Raw genomic sequence first — 18,619 nt, 5'->3', positions numbered from 1 at the left:
CAATTAAGGATTGCTATAGTGTCGTTTCCGGCATAACCAATCGGGCCTTCGCACGGACCCGCGCTGAAATGATTACAAGGACGACAGCGTAGACGACCCCGCCGAAGCCAGCGAGCAGCAGCGTCCCCAACCGACCCGGAGGCATCAGCATGGCGACAGGGGAGACTGCAGCGGCCATCACCGTGGCAGCGGCGACCTGGGTGCCGAGTGTCTGGTACGGAATGCGGATGGATCCGACGATGTTCCCGAGGACCCAGTACCCGATCAGCGCCCGAAGTAGTGACGACAGCGCGGTGGCGATGGCCGCACCTGTCCAGCTGAGTTGCCAGATGAGAACTGCATTCAAGATCGCGTTAGAGACAATAAAAACCATGTTGACACGGAATGCTGCGTCGGGCCTGTCGACCCCGTTGATGACGTTTGTAAACTGGGATGCGAACGCGTCGGCAAGATAGGCCGCAATGAGGATGAGTAATACTGTCGCACCTTGGTCAAACTCCGGGCGGTAGAACCGAAGGACCCGGTCGCCGATGACGGCCGCGCCGACGAGTCCCGGAATGACGAGGATACTGCTGAACGCCAGCGCCTCGTCGAGGTAGTGAACAATACGGTCGTAGCCGTCCGCCGTACTCAGGTCGCTGACCTCAGGAAAAAGAGTCTGGCTGATGGAAGCACTCGCGATCGCGAGCATCGATGCGATGCCCCACGCCGCCTCGTAGATACCGATGAGAGATGCACTGACAAAAAACGAGAGAAAGATGGTGTCGAGCCAGCCGAAGACCCGGCCTCGGAGCGCTCCCATCCACGCGTACTTGGCGTAGTCGACGAGGCTCCGGAGTTGGTCGACGGTGGGCAGCGCCGGCCGCCGTTCGCTCAGCAGGAAAGCGACCCCAGCAGCAATGGCTAGGGATGAGGCGTGGCCCAGCGCGATACCGGCAACGCCCATCGCCGCCAGAAGCGCCCCGACCTGTAGAGCGGTCCGCGTCACGCGCTCGCCGGCCTTGAGCCAACCCGTCGTGGCAACTCGTTTCTGTCCCTGCAAGCTTCCCTGTGTCGTCCGGTATGCTACTGCCGCGGCCAACATCACCACGATCTCCACGTCGTAATCGATGAGGACCCGCATGAGCTCGCGGTTACGGGAGACAATCCCACCAAGGAGTTCGCCGGCCGCCAAGATGAGGACGCCGAGCACAGCGGTCGTAACCGCGTTGAGCAGGATACCGCCACCGATGAAACCGGCGGGGCTGTCACCCTCGCTAATCCGCTTTTTTATCGCGTTCGCAACAGCGTTACCCGGAATCACCAGCCAAAAGAAGCCCAGCGAGACGATAACAGAATACCGTCCAAGACCGTCTGCACCCAGAACGACAGCGATGAGCCATGTTGCAGCGAAGCCAGCCAGCGTGACGACGACCTGTGAGACAAAGTGCGAGAAGGCGGTTTTCCCAAGCTTCATTCCATGTATCCTAGGTCCCGGAGCTGGCGCTGAACCGCGCCGGAGAACTCCTCTTGCTGTCCCCTCGATACCGGCTGGCCGTTCGCCCCGATCCAGTCTGCTAAATCGGACTGTAGTGACTCGGCCACCTCAGGGTGTGTCTCGCGCACATCGGTTTCCTCGTCGGCCAAGTCGAACAGCTCTGCACCCTCCGCGCTCTCCTGATAGCGCCACTCCTCTGTCCGGAGTGCGCTCAGCGTCTCGGTATGGAGCGCCGAATAATCAAAGTCAGCGTTGTGTGTGAGCAGTTCTTCGTATGTGTTCGGGCCCCGCTGGGAAACGGCGAACTCACGACTCTCTTCACGGAGGTCGACCCCGATGGTATCCGAACCGTCCACGCCGGCGACTTCGAGTAGCGTCCGCATTACGTCGCTATGCTGGATGATATCATCGTCGTCGACGGCTAACGGATCGTTGAGTCCGTCGATAACGAGCGGAACGCGAGTAACGGCATCGTTCAGGACGTAACTGTGCGAAAGCAAGTCCCACTCGCCGAACAGTTCGCCATGGTCGCCCGTAATCACAACGATGGTGTTGCCGAGATTGAGCGACTGCAACTTCGAGACGAGTTGACCAACCATCTCATCCGTGTAGGCAATCTCAGAGTCGTACATCGCACGCAGAGCGGCCCACTCATCGTCGGTCAACTCGCAGCCGTTTGCGACAATTTCGTCGAGATCATAGTGGATATCGAGCGCAAGTTCGGCGGCCTCACGTCCGGACATTTCAAGATCATCAGCGAAGGTATTGAGATATTTTCCCGGTGGATAATAGGGCCGATGGGGTTCATTATAATGAAGATAAAAAAAGAAGGGCTTGGACTCGGATTCGAAGTCTCTCAGCCATTGCTTTGCGACGCCGTTCATCAGCAGTGGCGACGCGTGTTTCGACGTGTCCGTCGTCAGCCCGGCAGAGTGGCTCCGAATGTTCCAGAGATATGAAGCAAGGGTCTTTGCACCGACCTGATGAATTGTAGAGGACGCGAGCCACTGAAACCGATCGAAGCCGCGGTCCAGATTGGTCGCCGAGCTCAGATAGGAGTTGCGCGACAGGCAGGCCGTCCGGTAGCCAGCGTCGCGGAAGCGCTCCGCGACTGTAGTAATACCGTCTGGAACTGCGTTCCCTTCGATGCCGATATTCGTGTGGGTCGGAGCGTAGCCAGTTAAGATTGCGCCAGTGGAGGGTAGTGTGGATTTACCGTGGGCGATGCACGTATCGAACCCGTGGCCAGAATCAGCTATGTCGGCCATCTCCGGGGTCGTGTCGCGCTCGTATCCCCCGATTGTCGTGTGATCTGATCGGAGGCTGTCGAGAGTTATCCAGACGATATTCGGCGTCGACATGTAGTGTACTATTTGTTGATTTCTCCTCCGGTAATTTATATTCCGGTTCCAGCCGGAGAAGGACGATTTATCACGCATTGTGAGAGAGCCGAATATATGCCAGAGAGCCCGACGGCAGAAACCAGCGCGAGCGAGCAGCTTTCATACCGGCTCAGGAAATGGTTGCTCCAGCATGCCACCTCGACGGTCGGCGCTGATCAGCACCAGCGAATCGCTGAGGACGACTGGGACATCTTGATCATTCTTGACGCCTGTCGGCTTGACACCTGTCGGGACGCCGTCGATTGGCCTGTCCAAGAAGTCACCACACCAGCCAGCTGTACCCCAGACTGGCTCGCAGCTGCTAGAGATCGGAACCTGTTTGCTGACAAGACAGTTTTGACTGCTAATCCGCAGTACAAAAAGTTCGAATTTGAGGCTGACTCACTCGAACACTTCTGGCAGAGCCACTGGGATGAGCGCCGCCAGACCGTGCTGCCTGAACCAGTTCTCGATAGAGTTACCGAACACGTCAGCGGGGACGGACCACCTGTCATCGCGCACCTCCAGCAACCTCACTGGCCCTACGTCGCCCGGATCGAAGATAATTGGGAACTCGCATACCCCGACCTCGGTCCGTGGACGGATGGTGACGAGGAGATAGCTGGAATGCAAGTTGCGATGGCCCGCGGAAAGATCGATGTTGAAAGAGCCTACAATGCCTACCGCGCATCAGTTCGGAGCATCTGGCGGACGTTGCTTCCAGCCATCGAGTCGTGGGTCGCAGACGGTCACAGTGTCGTTGTCACTGCCGACCACGGTGAAGTGTTTGGACGACTCACAGAGGCCACAATGTACGAACACCCTTGCAAGGTGGGAATCAGACCATTGACGGCTGTCCCATGGGTCGAGTTTGGACCCTCTCAGCCTGAGTCGGTAGACAACGGGACGGTCAAAGACCGCTTGGAGGCCTTGGGGTATGCTGAATAGCCAGAGTAAATAAAGTGTTAAATGGGCACGTAGCCGAGTTGAGACAATCATGGTGCTGGTCGTTCTTGGTATCGACGCGCTGGACCCGGAGTTGGTAGACCCTGCGAACCATCCAAACCTCACGCTCGATACCTATCAGTCCATAGAGACAATAAACAGTGTTGAGGGGAAGCCGAGTACCCACGAACTGTGGCCAACGATTATCACTGGGCTTGCTCCCAAAGAACACGGGCTCAAACTGGAAGACGGTGTCGCATGGGAGAATCCCTTGCTACGGTACGGGAGTGCGGCCGCGAGCTATCTGCTGCCTGACGGGATTCAAACCAGCATTGGTGCGTGGCTGCTCAACAATACCGGTGAAGACGCGTTTCGTGTTCCATCGACCTACTACGAAAAAGAAGGGATCTCGACGGTATTCGACGGGCGTGAAGCGGCGACCATTGGCATCCCGAATTACGTCGTCGATCCCGAAAATGAGGACCGAGAACACAGCCTTCGGCGGAACCTCGGAGACCTGTTCGAACGTGACGGAAGCGCTCAGGGTGGCCATACATCATCCGACCCGGCAGCGTTTTATGAACAATGTCTGGAGATGTCGATGGTTCGGATCGCCCGAGCACGAAGAGCACTCCGAGGTGGTCGAGAGAGCCTCATATTCGCTTACACGAGCGGACTTGATCTTATCGGACACGTTACCTACGACCAGCCTAACCTCCAGATGCAGGCCTACAGTGAACTCGATGATTTTGTCGGCGAGGTGGCCAGCGACTTACGCGAGGACGATGAGCTCCTCCTCGTGAGCGATCATGGGCTTCAGAACGGTGTCCACACCCACGAGGCGATGGTGGCAGGCACGTCACCGCGTCTCGTTGAGGGGATAGATAGCGTTCTCGATGTTCGAGGAGCAATTGAGGCGGAACTTCGTCACCGAGATCACAGCGGCCCAAGTAGCGATTCTCTCAGCATAAAGGGGAACGACACAGTGACATCACAACTCGAAGACCTCGGGTACATGTAATCTATCGTAGTGAGATTTATACCGACGACGTGATTCCGATTAGATATGACCAGCGTCGCCCTGATTGTGCTGGATACGCTCCGGAAAGACGCCTTCGACAAACACTTCCAGTGGCTTCCGGGAACCAACTTCGAGAACGCCTATGCACCGAGTCATTACACCGTCCCATCACACGCCTCGTTGTTCACTGGCCTTTACCCGAGTGAAACGGGAACAAACGCCAATTCCCACCAGTTCACCGCGCCCAGTCCCCCGCTTGCCCGCCGACTTCAGGGCGAGGGACTGGAAACCCACGCCTTCAGTGCGAACGTCCAGATTTCACGGCAGTTTGGCTGGGACTGGGGATTCGACAGCTACAGCGGCTCTTGGAACTCCAAACACGCCAATGCGACCGACAACATCTTCGAGTGGAACGCGTTCATTCGGGAACACCGCGATGAGGGCCCAAAGCGCTATTTGAAGGCGCTGTGGTCGTGTCTTTCGGGCGACTGTGACACAATCCCCAGTCTTAAACACGGGCTAGAAATCAAATACCGGACCCATACGGTGTCCGACTCCGGAGCACAGGAGGGGCTTTCATATGTTCGAGGGACAGACTTCGCAGACGATGTCTTCCTTTTTATGAATCTAATGGAAGCTCATGGACCGTACAGGCCACCCGAGGAGTACCGAACAGTGGAGTTCGATGAGATGCCTGGCTTTGCCGAGTCTGTCCAAGAGGAACCAATCGACGAAACATACGCTGAAACCATCAGACAGGCCTACGACGACTCGGTACGGTATCTCTCCGAGAAGTACGAGGCTATATTTTCGGAACTCCGTGATGAGTTTGACTATGTGATCACACTGGCCGACCACGGAGAGAACCTCGGTGAAAACGGGATATGGGGCCACGGGCTGGGCCTATATCAGGAGCTGACCCATGTTCCACTGTCAATATGGGGGATGGACGATGGGGAGACACGTGAGGAGATTGTCAGCCTGATTGATGTTCACCGAACGATACTGGGGATGGTTGGCGTTGAGGACGACAGGTACGAGGGTCGTGGCCGAGACCTCCGGTCACCGGTAGATCACGAACCGCAGCTGACTGAGTATCTTGGTCTAAACATGTGGCGTGAACAAAAGCTAGAGGCCGCCGGGAAAGCCGACGAGTTCTCGACGTATGACCGGGAGCTGTATGGCATCGCTGCGGCCGAGAACTATTACGGGTATGAGGACTTCGACGGGAGTTTCGTCGAATCCGGGACAGCCTTGCTTGAAGCTCCCCGTAACCGGATGGACGAACTAGTCGATGATCTCGAATATCTGGAGGATGCCGACGACATCGATGTCTCGGACCCAGTGATGGAGCGCCTCGAAGATCTGGGCTACGCCTGAGGTCACAACCGTTTTGTCCGGTCTCAGCGAAGATGGACCATCGTGGTTTCGTTGGACATCTGTTTCGTCGTGAACGCGGTCGGGGAAGGGAGCATCCCGGCGGAGATTGCGACGGCGGTAACACGGCACACCGATCATACCGTCGACATCCTGACCTGGTTCGATTCAGGACCGTTTGCTGGCGAGGAGCTACTGGACGTTCGGTCCCTTGACGCGCCGGATTCAGCGCTCGGTATCGATCCGGCGACGTACCGCCGTGCTACCGACATCCTCTCGGAGTACGACCTTATCCAAGCCCACCACAACCACTCTGGGGCATTCGCGAAGGTCATTGCGCGACGCGTCGACGTACCGGTCGTCTCTCGCGAGGGGAACACCCGCGACGGGTTCACCAGAAAGGGTCGGATAGCCAATGGCGTCACCAACCCGCTTGCCAGTCGTGTAGTCTGTATCTCCGACAGCGTCTATCAGTCATTCACTCTCTGGGAGCGAGCGATACTACCCAAACGAAGAGTTCGACGAATCCCAAACGGAGTCCATATGGACCGAATCGACGAGACTGCACCTGCGCTACCAGATGACATCACCCCCTCAGACAACGCTTTCCTCGTCGGCAACGCGGCCATGCTTTATGAACAAAAGGCACAGGACACGTTGATTCGGGCCGTCGCCCAACTGAACAGGCGAACCGACCGACCGGTCGAACTCGTTATCTGTGGCGACGGACCCGAACGACCACGGCTTGAATCGCTTGCCGAGACACTTGGCATTACATCGCGGGTTTATTTTGCTGGTCTGGTCGAGCGCCGGGCCGTCTACGCTATGGCGAAGGCCGTTGATGCCTTCGCAATGCCGTCCCGCTGGGAGGGGTTTTGCTCAGCTGTCGCTGAGGCACTGGCCGCGGAGACCGCGACGGTGCTATCGAATATTGAGACGTTCAGAGAACTGTACGACGGCGCCACGCTGTATCATGAGGTCGACAACGTCGACGGCCTCACCGGCTGTCTGGAGGTGCTGTTGTCGGACGAATCACGTCGGGAGGCGCTGGCACAGACAGGACGGAACTTAGTTGAAAAAAAATACACGATCAGGACCGTCGCACAGCAGTACAGCGCACTGTACGACGATATTGTTGGGTAATTTCAGTTCGACCGCTGGACACTCTCATACTCCCAGACTAGATCGAAGTAGCGTTTCATCCCAGCGACGAACGACCCGTTGTCCGTAATTGCGGCCTGGCGCATATGGTTGGGAACGTCCGGCTCCTCGACCAGCAGAATCGCCTCGCCGCTGTCGTAATCCATACTTGGGTCGACGAGCGTGCCGCGCCAGGGGAGCTTCTCTGTGCTGAACTGCAGGTCGATGGCGGGATATTCCGCCGTCAGGCGGTCAACGATGTCAGCCTGAACAGCAGCTTTCTCCGGTGGGAGTGCATCGGGGTGCAAGAAGAGAACGTAAACTTCGACCCCGCGGTCGAGTGTCTCCGCCAGTGCGCGCTCGACGTTGTCGAGGTAGGCGAAGCTATTGGTAATAACCCGAAGCGTTTCATCGGCGTCGTCGTACAGCCGTCTGGTCTCGCGTTCGCTCGGTTCGCCGACGTCGACGACGTGGAACAGTTCGGCCGTCGGTGAGATGTCCTCGTTAGCGCGTTCGAACCGCGGCTCGTACTCGGCGAGGAAGGCGTCGCGGTAGGAGTCCATGTTCGCGGCGAACGATTCGTATGACTGCCTGCGGTTTTCGACGGCCCGGTCGAGGATGTCGCTGGGAGATTTCGGCTGGTACTCCTTGGGGCGGCCGGGTATCACCTTGATGAAGCCGCGGTCGGACAGCGACTCCAGCACGCCGTAGACGCGGGCCTTGGGGATGCCGCTGGCTTCCGCGAGATTCGGGGCTGTCGTTCGGCCCAGCGAGAGCAACTGTTCCAGCGCCGTCGCCTCGTATTCGGTCAGCCCAACCAGGTCGAACACGTCCGCAGGGTCGCTCATACACGCCCATGTGTGGCACGGGATGTAAAACGCGTCGCCCGGCGCCCAAATCTATTAGTGGGTGGCGGCGAGTAGTTACTCGCAGAGTGAGTAACATGACTGCGACATCCCAGACCGAGGAAGACGAGCACCTGGCAGATATCGAAGACGGCTGTGGCTGCGCGGAGGTCTGGGAACACATGAGCGAGCAGCGCGACGACTGAGGTCAGACCCGCATTTATTTGCCTTCGCGTGGATGACGTTGAGTCAATGGCCGACCGAGACGACGTCTGTATACTGTTGCCGACATTCAACGAGGCAGAGACCATCAAGTCGGTCGTGTCCGGGTTTCGTGAGCAGGGCTTCGACAACATCCTCGTCATTGACGGCGGCTCGACTGACGGGACACAGGACCGCGCCGAATCGGCCGGCGCACAAGTCGTCGAACAGTCCGGCTCGGGGAAGGGACAGGCTGTCAGGGAGGCGGTGACGCGCCACATCGAGCAGCCGTACGTCCTGATGGCCGACGGCGACGAGACCTACCGACCCGACGAGGCGGACAGACTACTCGAACCGCTGTTGTCGGGCCAGGCCGACCACGTCATCGGAAACCGGTTTGCGGATATGCGACCCGGAGCGATGACGAAACTGAATCAGGTTGGCAACCGTATCATCAACAGTGCCTTCGAAACGATCCACGGACGAGACCTCACCGATATTCTCTCGGGCTATCGCGCGTTCACGCGTCAGTCCTTCCAGCGGAGTTCGCTGACGGCCTCGGGCTTCGGTATCGAGACGGAGATGGCCGTCGAGTGTGTCAAACACAACATCTCGACGGCGGTGGTGCCGATCACCTATCAGCCCCGCCCGGACGAGTCCGACACGAACCTTCGCCCGTTCCGGGACGGCGCGACGATCATCCTGACGCTGTACCAGATGGCAAAGACAAACAATCCGCTGTTTTACTTCGGGAGCGTTGGTCTCGGGAGCACTGTGGTCGGGTTTCTGCTTGGCGCGTACGTGGCCTACGACTGGGTTGTCAACAGCATCTCACACGAGGTGATTGCGGTTGTGGGCTCCTTTGCTATTCTGCTGGGAATCCAACTCCTCATGTTCGGCGTCCTGTCGGATATGCTCGTGGCGGTGAACCGCGAGCAGACGCGCCGGCTGGAGGACATCGCTGTCCAGCTCACACATGAGAGCCACAGTCAGCCGGCGGACGTGTTTGACGACCAGCAGGTCAGCGGCGCGGAGGGCATCGAAGATAGCGACACAGAGACAGAGCCGGCGGTATCTCCGCACCAGTCCGACGAGTAATGTAAACGACCACGGGTCAGGTGACCCGTGGAACTTTCACTGTTTCCTTTAGAACGGGACCAGCGCGCGTAGCTGGGAGAGAATACTGTTTCTGGTGGCTTCCCGTTTTCGTTCGAATATCGGATGGAGGTCGTTGAGTAGCTCCTGCTCGTTGTCGAACTCCGTAGCGGTCGTCTCGTCGAGCGCCTCGGAGAGCGTCATCGAGTGACCCGACGCGTCGAACGGGACCGCGACGTGTCCGGCGGCGTCCCGGACCTCCCTCGCAGTCGCGGGATACTCGATGTCCACGTCCGACAGGCGGGCGTCGAGTGCCGCGATACCGAACTCGATGACGTCTGGCTCGTCACTGTTATCGGCTGGTGGCCGTACTCCCATTGGTAACGTGATGGGGCCGGGGGATAGAAAAGTCTGCGTTGTCGGCCTAATTCTCGCAACCAGCCAGCCACTCCTCGGCCCAGCCCTCGATTTCGGCGAACACCGGACAGAGGGATTCGCCCTTGGGCGTGAGCTGGTAGTACGTTGCGACGGGGGCGTCCTCTTCGAGCCGCCGGTCGACGAAGCCCATCTCCTGGAGGTCGTCGAGGACCCGCGAGAGGGTGCGAGAGCTAGCGTCGGTGGCGCGTTTGAGTTCGTTGAACCGCTGTTCACCGTTCTGGAGTTCGTGGAGCACGACCAGCCGCCAGCGCGACCCGATCTGTTCTAGCGATTCGATGACGGCACACGGCCCGCTCTCTTCCTCCTCGTCCGCGGTGGTGAATACTTCAGATGACATCGGTGCTACCTGGTATCTCCCTTGTCCGGGAACGTACAAATAGGTTCGCATACGAACCAAGTAACGTAATGAAACTACCAATCGCGGTTCGACAGTCTCGTAGCGAAACCACTCCTGTACCGGCGGTGAGCGCCTGATGGCGTTCGAGTCCGCTGGTGCGGGCGAACTGTTCCTGCTGGGACGAATCCTGTTCGGCGGCGTCCTCGCCTTCATGGGCCTGAACCACTTCCAGAGCGCTGAGCAGATGGCCCCCTACGCGGAGGCAAAGGGGCTCCCGGCACCGGTGGCGTCGGTCTACGGGAGCGGCGGACTGCTCCTCGTCAGCGGTATCCTCGTTATCCTCGGTGCGTACCCCGTCATCGCAGCCGGGGCGCTGGCGACGTTCCTCGTCGCCTCCGCCGTCATGATGCACAACTTCTGGGCGGTTCCGGACGACCAAGTACAGGACGAGATGACGCAGTTCCTCAAGAACGTCGCCCTCGCCGGCGGCGCGCTGTCCCTGCTTGCAGTGGCCGGCACGTCGTGGCCGTACAGCGTCGGTATGTCCCTGTTTTGAGGTGACGTATCTGGCTGGCACGGTTGCCTGATTCCGGTCCGCTCCCCGTTCGTCACTGCTGGAGAGTGACACCTGCCGCCATCCATAAGCCGTCCCGTACCTGAACTGTGCATGAATGATGCAGTCGCTGCCGACGCCGGCCATGCCCGCGTGGCTCCCGTGGCAGGAAGCGGTCGTCCTCATTGTGGTGCTCGCCGTCCTCGTTGCCGTCCGCCGCCTGTCGGCCGCGCGACCTGGCGACGGCATACGGGTGCGCCTCTTCCTCGGCGTTCCGTGGGGGACGCTGCTGACGATGGCCGGCGTCCTGGCGGTGTATCTGTTCCTGCAGGGCGCGTGGTGGCACCCGCGGAACCCGCTTGTCACGCCGTTCCGGACGTGGTCGTACTTCTACCCGTTCGGGATGCTCACCGGGGCGTTCACCCACGGCAGTCAGGGGCACATCACGGGGAACCTCATGGGCACGCTGGTGTACGGGACAGTCGCGGAGTACGTCTGGGGCCACTACCCCCGCAAGCGTGGCGTCCAGACCTTCACGTCGCTGCGGACGAACCCGCTCGCCCGGATTCTGGTCGTTCCCGTCACTATGTTCGTCGTGGGCGTGTTCTCCGCGGTGTTCGCTATCGGGCCGATTGTGGGCTTTTCCGGCGTGGTGTTTGCCATTGCCGGGTTCGCGCTCGTGACACGGCCGACGCTGTTTCTCGGCGCGTTTCTCGGAAACCGCGTGCTCGACCTCCTGTATTCGGCGCTCCGCTACCCGGTGTCGACGGCCTCGGGTCAGACCCGCTTTGTGACGCCGTGGTGGTCCAACATCGCCATTCAGGGGCACGCCATCGGCATTCTGGCAGGCGTCGTCGTGGCACTCGCACTCCTGTGGCGTCGGGACGAACGCCCCGACACGCTGCGGGTGTTCTTTGCGACGCTCGTGTTCGCGGTCGCACAGGGGCTCTGGGCGGTGTACATCCCGCTCGGCGGCGGCCGGTTTCGGCTGTTCCGCTGGGCCGGGACGGCGCTGGTGTTCGTTCTGGCGCTCGTCGTCGCTGCGGCGACCATCGGTTCTGACCGGCGTTTTCGCCCATCGTTCGACCGCCGCCCGGCGTCACTCGCAGTGATGGTTCTGCTCGTCGTCCTCGGCGCACTGAGTCTCGCTGCCGTCCCGACGAACGTCGTCGACCTGCAGGCGGACCAGCTCCCCGAAGACGGCATGGAGGTCAGAGACTACGTAGTGACCTACGACGAGAACGTGCCTAACGCGTACTTCGACGGTATCTGGATGCCGACGCAACGAGCGGACCCGAGCGTCAACGCAAGCGGCGTCATCGTCGCCAGTGCAGAACGGGAGGTCTGGATCGCCGCTATCCAGCCGGGCCAGCTCGCCGTCGACGGTCAGGAGCGGGTCACAGTCGGCGGGCCGACCTGGCGCGAATCGGTGTACGCAAACCGGGTGGACTGGTCGGTACTCGGCAATTCCAGCGTCTACCGGGTCCAACTCAGGCGCGAGGGCGGCCAGCCCCGGACGGCATACACCTCGGAGCCGTCGACGGCGGACGTGATACTCGACGGCCGGAACGTGACAGTCGCGGCCCGGCAGAACGGATTCGACGTGGTCGTCACACAGGGGAACGAAACGGTCGGGCAGGCACCGCTTCCGGCGAATATGACGCAGACGCGGATCGGCGGGCTGACCTTCGAGCGGAACCGCTCACGGCTGTACGCAGGGACAGATGGCACTCGCGTCAAGATCGCGGAGCGTCGCCAGCAAGCGGCGCAGAGCTAGGTCCAGTCGATGCGATACACTTCCGCGGTAATCACCTGTCGCTCCGATTCGTGGAAATCGAACTGTCGCGGCAGGTCGAACTCCGTCTCGAAAGCGTGGGTCACCTCGCCGCCGTTGTCGTCAGTGAAGGATTCGACAAACGATTGGCTTCCGTCGTTGTGAATCGAGTACGAAACGCCCGCGATGGACGCGGCAGTTTCGAGAAACCGTCGGTCAGCGTGTTCGTTGTCCGACTGTGCGCCAAAGGGCGGATTCATGACGACAGTGGTTTCCTCGACAGGAGGTGCCAGCGGGGCCATGGTGGCATCTGCTCGAACCCACGACACTGGCGTCGTCGACCCGACCTTCCGTTCGTTTTCGCGTGCTGTCGACAACGGCGCAGGGTCGATATCCAGCCCGACAACCCGCGCCGGTGACCGCAACGCTGCACCCAACGACAGCATCCCGGTGCCACAGCCCAGATCGACGACAGTCTGGCCCTGAATATCGCCCTGAAGGTCTGCAGTATGGACCAGATGCGCTGCCAGGTCCGGCGGTGTCCGGTACTGTTCGAGACTGGCCCGTGGGTTGTCAAACCCGGCGACAACGGCGAGTTGCTGGGCGAGCGCACTCTTTGTCGGCATTACCCGAGATACGCCCGATTCATTCAAAAACGTTTGGAAATGCCCAGTAGTTATCTCACCGGGAGCGCAACGACGAAGTCGCTGCCGCCGGGGTCGCTTTCTTCAACCCAAATGTTGCCGCCGTAGCTATCGACCATCACTGAGACGAAATAGAGTCCGAACCCGGTCCCTGTCGATTCGGTTCCACGCTCTCCCTTCTCGAAGATTGCATCACGCTCTGCGGGTGGTATCCCGGGCCCGTCGTCAGCGATATGAAGGTGAACCATCGGCCCGACACGTTCCGTCGTCACCTCAATTGTGGTACCTGGGCCGCCGTGCTCGACAGCGTTTGTCAAGATGTTTCCGACGACATCGTCGAGAAGGTCGTCAGCCACGACCTCGATATCGTCATGGATGTCTGTCCTGAGCGTGCAGTCCTCGTCCATCGAGGCCGCTTTTTTCGTTGCCCCTTCGACGACCGGTCCTAGGGCGATTGTCTCTGCCTCTGTCAGCCCGTCGTCCGACATCGTGTTCAGGACGCTCCGGACCTTCTGTGTGAGGTCGACGATGTCCTGACTCCAGTCCAGAATCGTCTCTGCATAGTTCGACTGTGCGCCGTCGAGCGTGTCTGCAAGCGTCTCGGCGCGCGCTTCGATGACAGTCATCCCGTTGAGGATGTCGTGCCTAAGGATACTGTTGAAAAACTCCATCTGCTCTTCACGACGCTTGAGGTCTGTGATATCCGTCCCCTCGACGATTATCTTTCGAACACTGCCGTCGGCCGTTACCGGCCGGGCCACGACAGAGGTTGAGATACGTTGGCCATCTGCGCCGACGTGTTCGGCCTCGAACCTGACGGTCTCACCCGCTCTCGTCCGCTCGATGGCCTCCCGACACCGGTCCGCGACCGCCTCGTCGTGGTTCCACCAGGGCGTTTCACAGAACGGCTCCCCGCAAACGTCCGCAGCATCAGCGTCGATGAACCCGAGCGCCGTTTCGTTTACTCTGATGAGAGTCCCATCGGCGTCGAGAATACCGATGAACGTCTCCGGTGAGTTGAACGTCGCTTCTAACAGCCGCTGGCTCTCTTTGTGTGAATCGACCGCGATTTCGCGTTCAATCTCCGCTTCGACCCACTGCGTTAGATGCTCGAGCAGCGTCTCCTGCCAGTCCGAGAACTCTGAAATCGCCTCATCGTCGTTGACGAAACACAGCGTCCCGTATTCCGACCCGTCCGCCCGAAGCGTCGTGCCGACGTACGCTTCCAGTCCGGCCTCCTTGTATGCCGGGTCGGCCGCCATTGATTCACTCGCGTTAGTGATGATGTGAATCCCGGAATCGTTGAGCGTGTGCTTGCAGTATGTCTCGGAGAGTGGGCGTTCGACGCCCGGTGAAATCGTCGATGGCAGACCACTACTGGCGACGACTTTGTGTTCGTCGCCGGAGACAACTGCAATGTGACCGTTCGGGAACCCCAAATGCTCTCGACCGACGGCCAAGACCGGCTCGACACGCTCCTGAAAGGTGGTTCCGCTGGCCGCCATCGCCGCAGTGAGGTCCTGCATAGCCGCGAGATAGCGATCCCGCTCGTCCGAATCGCTCCCCTCGTTCCCGTCCAGCGGATCATCCATAGCAGGTGACTCGACCTCCCCGGAATTGAAGATTCGGACCCGTTTCTCAGAAGCTGAAATGCGGCCGACCGATGGTAATGTGACAATCGGCCACCCCTACAGAGTTGCGTGCGGGAGTTCAACGTAGAAGGCTGCGCCGCCGAGGTCGCTGTCCTCGACCCAGATGTCGCCGCCGTAGCTCCGGACCATTGTGTCCACGAAGTAGAGGCCAAAGCCAGTCCCACCGGATTCAGACCCCTTCTCCCCACGCTCGAAGATGCGGCGAGCGTCACTACTCGGAATCCCGTCTCCGTCGTCCGCAAGACAGACAGTCACGGTACCGTCCGCAACCGTCGTCGTCACGTCGATAGTCACGTCGTCGCCGCCGTGTTCGACCGCGTTGAGAAAGAGGTTCCCGAACACGTCATCGAGTAACTCGTCGGCAACGACAGTGACCGCCTGTTGATCGATCGTAACGGTACAGTCGTCGCTGACCGACCGGGCGCGGTCCGCTGCGTCCGCGAGGACGGCCTGTAGTTCCCGGTGCTCCTGGTCCCGCCCGTCGCCATCGGTGACGGTCTCAAGCACTGACCGGACCTTCTCGGTGAGTTCGATGAGGTCGTCGCTCCACTGGACGATTGTCGACGCGTACTCGCGTTCCTCGCTGTCGAGCGTCTCTTCGAGGAATTCGCCCCGCGCCCGGATGACGTTCATCCCATTGAGGATGTCGTGTTGCAGGATGCTGTTGAAGAAGTCCATCTGGTCGGTCTGGCGCTGAATGGCACGCTGCTGACGGCTCCTGACGACTGCGTACCGGAGCGCTCTCACAAGCCGGTCGCCGTCCAGATCCGCTTTCGGCAGGTAGTCCTGTGCGCCCCGGTTGATCGCTTCGACCGCCATCTCCCGGTCCTGCATTCCGGTGAGGACGATGATCGGCACCCCCTCTATTGTCTCGGTTGCCCGGTCGAGTGTCGCGAGCCCTGTTGACTCGGGGAGTCCGAGGTCAAGCAGTACCACGTCGTAGGCTGCCCCCGACCGTTCGTCGACCGGTGCCAGTGACTCGACGTGGGAAATCGTCACGTCATCGACAAAATGCGCTACAGCCGGCGAATTTAGCTGGTGCTCGACGAGGCGGGCGTCACCCGGGTTGTCCTCGACGAGGAGCACGTCGAACTGTATCGTCTCCGTCATGGCTATTTCGGCGGCCGCTTGACCACTGTAAGGAAGAATTCCTCGACGCTACTCACGATGTCGACGAAGCCGTCGAAGTCGACCGGCTTCGTCAGGTAGGCGTTTGCGTGGAGGTCATACGATTCGATGATGTCCTCCTCCGCCTCGGAACTGGTCAGCACGACGACTGGAATCCGGCGGAGCGACTCGTCATCCTTCATTTCTTCGAGGACCTCCTGTCCCCCTTTACGTGGCATATTGAGGTCGAGCAACAACAGGTCGGGCCGCGGTGCGTCGTCGTACTCACCTTCTTGCCGGAGGAACGATAGCGCCTCGACGCCGTCGTTGACCACGTGCAGATTGTTCAGCACCTTCCCCTTCTCCAGCGCTTTCTCGGTCAGTTTGACATCGCCGGGATTGTCCTCCGCCAGTAGAATCTCTACCGGTCGCCCCTCGCTGGACTCAGTCATCGCCGCTCACCTCCGTCACCGCGGGCAACGTAAACTTGAACATCGCGCCGTTGTCCGACGGTTCGACCCAGATACGCCCGTCGTGGCGCAGGACGATTCGCTGGCAGACGGCCAGTCCGATGCCGGTTCCGTCCGTGTCGTGTGCTCCAGCGCGATGGAAAATGTCGAACACCTCCTCGTGGTCCGCCGCCGGAATCCCCGGCCCGTTGTCTGAGACGGTGAACACAACATCGTCGTCATCTCTGTCCGCGCTGACCTCGATACGTGGTTCGATGCCGGCTTCCACGGCGTACTCAATGGCGTTGTCCAGCAGATTCTGAAACACCTGACCGACCTGATTGGGGTCGGCTTCGACGGGTGGCAGTGACTCCGCTGTGATGGTCGCGTCAACCTCCTCTATTCGCATCCGCAGGGCGTCCAGCGTGCGGTCGAGAACCGCCTCCGGGTCTGTCTCCTCGAAGTCACCCGAGTTTGTCTCGACCCGCGAGTACCGGAGCAAAGCATTGACCATCTCCTGCATTCGGCGGGCCCCGTCGACGGCGAAGGCCATGTACTCGGCAGCCTCGTCGTCGAGGTCGTCACCGTATTCGCTGTCCAGCAGGTCGACATAGCTCGACACCATCCGGAGGGGTTCCTGCAGGTCATGCGACGCGATGTAAGCAAACTGCTGGAGCGCCTCGTTTGAGCGCTCCAGTTCCGCCTGTTTGGACTTGAGCCGCGTCTCGCGTTCGATTCGCTCCAGCGCGGCAGCCGCCGTACTCGCAAGAATCTCAAGCAGGAACCGCTCGTCGCCGTCGAACGACGCCACGGTCTCGGACCCGATACACAGCATCCCCTGGTCATCGAGCGGGAGACACAGGAGCGTCCGCATCGGCATCGCCGGCGCTGACGGGTTCGACAGTTTTTGATAATCCTCGATAACGGTCGGCTCGCTGGTGTGGAAAATACGGTTCTCGTCGCTGTCTGGCCCCATCGGCGGGAGATCCGCCGCCGTTTCCACGCCGGCGAAGTCGGTCGCCTTTGCTGTCGCGCCGATTGGATAGAGCGTGTCGTCGCCGCTGTCGTGGGACCATATCGCGGCGAGCGGCTGGTCGACGATACGCTGTGCAATCTGTGTGACTGTGTCCGCGGCCGCAGTCTCTGTGCGGCTGTACAGCAGTTCGTTCGTCGCGTCGCTGAGCGCCTCGACGCGCTCCTCGCGGCGTTTGAGGGCGGTGATATCTCTAGCTACACTGACGACCTGTTTGAGCTGTCCGCTGTCGTCGAACACCGGTCGATACCACGTCTCGAAGACGAGGTCGTCGACTTCCTGTGTCACGCGGACTTCCTCTCCGTCGAGGGCCTTCTCGACGGCGGTGATGATGTCCGGATACTCGCTGTACGTCTCGAACACCGATGTCCCTTCGAGGTCGCCGGGTTCCATTCCGAGCCCTTCCAGCCCCTTCCCGGCTGAATACGTGAACACGCCGTCCGGGTCTAGCGTAAACACCACGACAGGGAGATTCCCCATCAGGGTGTGGAGCTGTTCGCTCTGTTCTGCGTGTTTTCGTTCCCGCTCGCGGATGCTGGTCACATCGTGAATGAACGCCACAACACGGGTCTCGTCGCCGAGAGCGGCTCGCTTGAGCGTTACCTCGACCAGTTGGTCCGTGCCGTCGGGTCCCTCCGTTACCCACTCGACCTGCGCCGAACCTGACGTGGCTGCCTCGGCTATCAGGTCGTTTGCGTCCGCCGTGGAGAACCCCGGCGGACTGAACTCGCCGACGTGCATCCCGACGATGTCGTCTGGAGTACACCCCAGGAGCGCGCCCGCGGCCTGGTTGGCCCGGACGACGGTTCCGGTGTCGGCGTCGTGGATCATAATCGGGTCCGGACTCGCCTCAAAAACGTCCTGATAGATAACAGCGTCCTCTGTAGAAGCCATGGACCGTATCAGCGCCCGCGCTACAAGACAGTATGCCCCTTGTTATCACCGGTGAAAACTGGCGCTACCAGGTGCCGTGGAAGGTGTCGAACTCCAGGGAGTCCAGTGGTTTCTCGCCGATAGCGATTTCGTACTCGCCGGGCGTGAGCATCGGCTTCTTGAACTGCGGGCCGTCGTCGGTGGTGATTCGGGGACAGCCGGTGTTAACGTAGGCGTCCATCCCGAAGTTCGTCAGCCGGTCCGGTGTCACCTCGT

General features: G+C 60.2%; 18 protein-coding genes. 7 read left to right on the top strand and 11 right to left on the bottom strand.

Annotated features, from left to right (window positions below):
• Window positions 1-13: 13 nt before the first annotated feature.
• Window positions 14-1,456, bottom strand: coding sequence for a polysaccharide biosynthesis C-terminal domain-containing protein (locus G9463_RS14625; protein WP_165897106.1), 1,443 nt, complete (start codon window positions 1,454-1,456; stop codon window positions 14-16).
• Window positions 1,453-2,838, bottom strand: coding sequence for a sulfatase (locus G9463_RS14620; RefSeq protein WP_127013350.1), 1,386 nt, complete (start codon window positions 2,836-2,838; stop codon window positions 1,453-1,455). The genes G9463_RS14625 and G9463_RS14620 overlap by 4 nt, the downstream gene beginning before the upstream one ends.
• A 96-nt stretch (window positions 2,839-2,934) precedes the next feature.
• Between G9463_RS14620 and G9463_RS14615 the strand changes: the two genes are divergently transcribed.
• The 4 genes from G9463_RS14615 to G9463_RS14600 are packed head-to-tail and all read left to right on the top strand — an operon-like array spanning window position 2,935 to window position 7,345.
• Entirely contained in the window at window positions 2,935-3,807 is an 873-nt protein-coding gene (locus tag G9463_RS14615; RefSeq protein WP_011223018.1) for a hypothetical protein, read from the top strand.
• A gap of 49 nt (window positions 3,808-3,856) precedes the next feature.
• Window positions 3,857-4,825 (top strand): alkaline phosphatase family protein, encoded by a 969-nt coding sequence (locus G9463_RS14610; protein WP_165897105.1) that lies wholly within the window; start codon window positions 3,857-3,859, stop codon window positions 4,823-4,825.
• A gap of 45 nt (window positions 4,826-4,870) precedes the next feature.
• Complete coding sequence (locus G9463_RS14605) at window positions 4,871-6,205, top strand: sulfatase-like hydrolase/transferase (RefSeq protein ID WP_165897104.1); 1,335 nt, start codon at window positions 4,871-4,873, stop codon at window positions 6,203-6,205.
• Window positions 6,206-6,247: 42 nt separating this feature from the next.
• Complete coding sequence (locus G9463_RS14600) at window positions 6,248-7,345, top strand: glycosyltransferase family 4 protein (protein WP_241244073.1); 1,098 nt, start codon at window positions 6,248-6,250, stop codon at window positions 7,343-7,345.
• A 2-nt stretch (window positions 7,346-7,347) separates the two neighbouring features.
• Here G9463_RS14600 and G9463_RS14595 read toward each other — a convergent pair whose 3' ends face one another.
• Window positions 7,348-8,190, bottom strand: a complete 843-nt coding sequence (locus G9463_RS14595) for a TrmB family transcriptional regulator (RefSeq protein WP_165897103.1) — start codon at window positions 8,188-8,190, stop codon at window positions 7,348-7,350.
• A 249-nt stretch (window positions 8,191-8,439) separates the two neighbouring features.
• Here G9463_RS14595 and aglJ point away from each other — a divergent pair, with 249 nt between their 5' ends.
• Window positions 8,440-9,486: an S-layer glycoprotein N-glycosyltransferase AglJ gene (gene aglJ / locus G9463_RS14590; RefSeq protein WP_165897102.1), complete on the top strand. Its 1,047-nt coding sequence runs from the start codon at window positions 8,440-8,442 to the stop codon at window positions 9,484-9,486.
• A 48-nt stretch (window positions 9,487-9,534) separates the two neighbouring features.
• Here aglJ and G9463_RS14585 read toward each other — a convergent pair whose 3' ends face one another.
• Both G9463_RS14585 and G9463_RS14580 read right to left on the bottom strand, forming a co-directional pair.
• Complete coding sequence (locus tag G9463_RS14585) at window positions 9,535-9,861, bottom strand: hypothetical protein (RefSeq protein WP_004962210.1); 327 nt, start codon at window positions 9,859-9,861, stop codon at window positions 9,535-9,537.
• Window positions 9,862-9,907: 46 nt separating this feature from the next.
• Complete coding sequence (locus G9463_RS14580) at window positions 9,908-10,258, bottom strand: helix-turn-helix domain-containing protein (protein ID WP_165897101.1); 351 nt, start codon at window positions 10,256-10,258, stop codon at window positions 9,908-9,910.
• 136 nt (window positions 10,259-10,394) lie between these two features.
• On the opposite strand from G9463_RS14580, the gene G9463_RS14575 reads away from it, so the two are divergent.
• Both G9463_RS14575 and G9463_RS14570 read left to right on the top strand, forming a co-directional pair.
• Entirely contained in the window at window positions 10,395-10,814 is a 420-nt protein-coding gene (locus tag G9463_RS14575; protein ID WP_014040095.1) for a DoxX family protein, read from the top strand.
• Between the two features lie 115 nt (window positions 10,815-10,929).
• Complete coding sequence (locus G9463_RS14570) at window positions 10,930-12,588, top strand: rhomboid family intramembrane serine protease (protein WP_165897100.1); 1,659 nt, start codon at window positions 10,930-10,932, stop codon at window positions 12,586-12,588.
• On the opposite strand, the gene G9463_RS14565 is transcribed toward G9463_RS14570, so the two are convergent.
• The 6 genes from G9463_RS14565 to G9463_RS14540 form a co-directional block, all read right to left on the bottom strand.
• A complete protein-coding gene (locus G9463_RS14565; RefSeq protein WP_011223010.1) occupies window positions 12,585-13,211 on the bottom strand; it encodes an METTL5 family protein in 627 nt (208 codons plus the stop codon). The genes G9463_RS14570 and G9463_RS14565 overlap by 4 nt on opposite strands.
• Window positions 13,212-13,261: 50 nt before the next feature.
• Complete coding sequence (locus G9463_RS14560) at window positions 13,262-14,821, bottom strand: ATP-binding protein (protein ID WP_165897099.1); 1,560 nt, start codon at window positions 14,819-14,821, stop codon at window positions 13,262-13,264.
• Between the two features lie 96 nt (window positions 14,822-14,917).
• Window positions 14,918-15,991 carry an ATP-binding protein gene (locus tag G9463_RS14555; RefSeq protein ID WP_165897098.1) on the bottom strand — a complete coding sequence of 358 codons (1,074 nt, stop codon included), beginning with the start codon at window positions 15,989-15,991 and terminating at the stop codon, window positions 14,918-14,920.
• A gap of 2 nt (window positions 15,992-15,993) precedes the next feature.
• A complete protein-coding gene (locus G9463_RS14550; protein ID WP_004962190.1) occupies window positions 15,994-16,440 on the bottom strand; it encodes a response regulator in 447 nt (148 codons plus the stop codon).
• A complete protein-coding gene (locus G9463_RS14545; protein ID WP_165897097.1) occupies window positions 16,433-18,364 on the bottom strand; it encodes an ATP-binding protein in 1,932 nt (643 codons plus the stop codon). The genes G9463_RS14550 and G9463_RS14545 overlap by 8 nt, the downstream gene beginning before the upstream one ends.
• A gap of 64 nt (window positions 18,365-18,428) precedes the next feature.
• The coding region (locus G9463_RS14540) for a diphthamide synthesis protein (RefSeq protein ID WP_193569638.1) at window positions 18,429-18,619 on the bottom strand (191 nt) is incomplete at its 5' end.

It is taken from the genome of Haloarcula sp. JP-Z28 (genome assembly GCF_011440255.1).
Lineage (GTDB): Archaea > Halobacteriota > Halobacteria > Halobacteriales > Haloarculaceae > Haloarcula > Haloarcula marismortui.
Note: the sequence above shows the minus strand (reverse complement) of the source record. Positions and strands in the feature narration are given on the sequence as shown.

What these genes read in the sequence shown, in the direction of transcription:
- G9463_RS14625 (WP_165897106.1), bottom strand. Translation starts at nt 1,456, where the DNA reads ATGAAGCTTGGGAAAACCGCCTTCTCGCACTTTGTCTCACAGGTCGTC.
- G9463_RS14620 (WP_127013350.1), bottom strand. Translation starts at nt 2,838, where the DNA reads ATGTCGACGCCGAATATCGTCTGGATAACTCTCGACAGCCTCCGATCA.
- G9463_RS14615 (WP_011223018.1), top strand. Translation starts at nt 2,935, where the DNA reads ATGCCAGAGAGCCCGACGGCAGAAACCAGCGCGAGCGAGCAGCTTTCA.
- G9463_RS14610 (WP_165897105.1), top strand. Translation starts at nt 3,857, where the DNA reads ATGGTGCTGGTCGTTCTTGGTATCGACGCGCTGGACCCGGAGTTGGTA.
- G9463_RS14605 (WP_165897104.1), top strand. Translation starts at nt 4,871, where the DNA reads ATGACCAGCGTCGCCCTGATTGTGCTGGATACGCTCCGGAAAGACGCC.
- G9463_RS14595 (WP_165897103.1), bottom strand. Translation starts at nt 8,190, where the DNA reads ATGAGCGACCCTGCGGACGTGTTCGACCTGGTTGGGCTGACCGAATAC.
- aglJ (WP_165897102.1), top strand. Translation starts at nt 8,440, where the DNA reads ATGGCCGACCGAGACGACGTCTGTATACTGTTGCCGACATTCAACGAG.
- G9463_RS14585 (WP_004962210.1), bottom strand. Translation starts at nt 9,861, where the DNA reads ATGGGAGTACGGCCACCAGCCGATAACAGTGACGAGCCAGACGTCATC.
- G9463_RS14580 (WP_165897101.1), bottom strand. Translation starts at nt 10,258, where the DNA reads ATGTCATCTGAAGTATTCACCACCGCGGACGAGGAGGAAGAGAGCGGG.
- G9463_RS14575 (WP_014040095.1), top strand. Translation starts at nt 10,395, where the DNA reads ATGGCGTTCGAGTCCGCTGGTGCGGGCGAACTGTTCCTGCTGGGACGA.
- G9463_RS14570 (WP_165897100.1), top strand. Translation starts at nt 10,930, where the DNA reads ATGATGCAGTCGCTGCCGACGCCGGCCATGCCCGCGTGGCTCCCGTGG.
- G9463_RS14565 (WP_011223010.1), bottom strand. Translation starts at nt 13,211, where the DNA reads ATGCCGACAAAGAGTGCGCTCGCCCAGCAACTCGCCGTTGTCGCCGGG.
- G9463_RS14560 (WP_165897099.1), bottom strand. Translation starts at nt 14,821, where the DNA reads ATGGATGATCCGCTGGACGGGAACGAGGGGAGCGATTCGGACGAGCGG.
- G9463_RS14555 (WP_165897098.1), bottom strand. Translation starts at nt 15,991, where the DNA reads ATGACGGAGACGATACAGTTCGACGTGCTCCTCGTCGAGGACAACCCG.
- G9463_RS14550 (WP_004962190.1), bottom strand. Translation starts at nt 16,440, where the DNA reads ATGACTGAGTCCAGCGAGGGGCGACCGGTAGAGATTCTACTGGCGGAG.
- G9463_RS14545 (WP_165897097.1), bottom strand. Translation starts at nt 18,364, where the DNA reads ATGGCTTCTACAGAGGACGCTGTTATCTATCAGGACGTTTTTGAGGCG.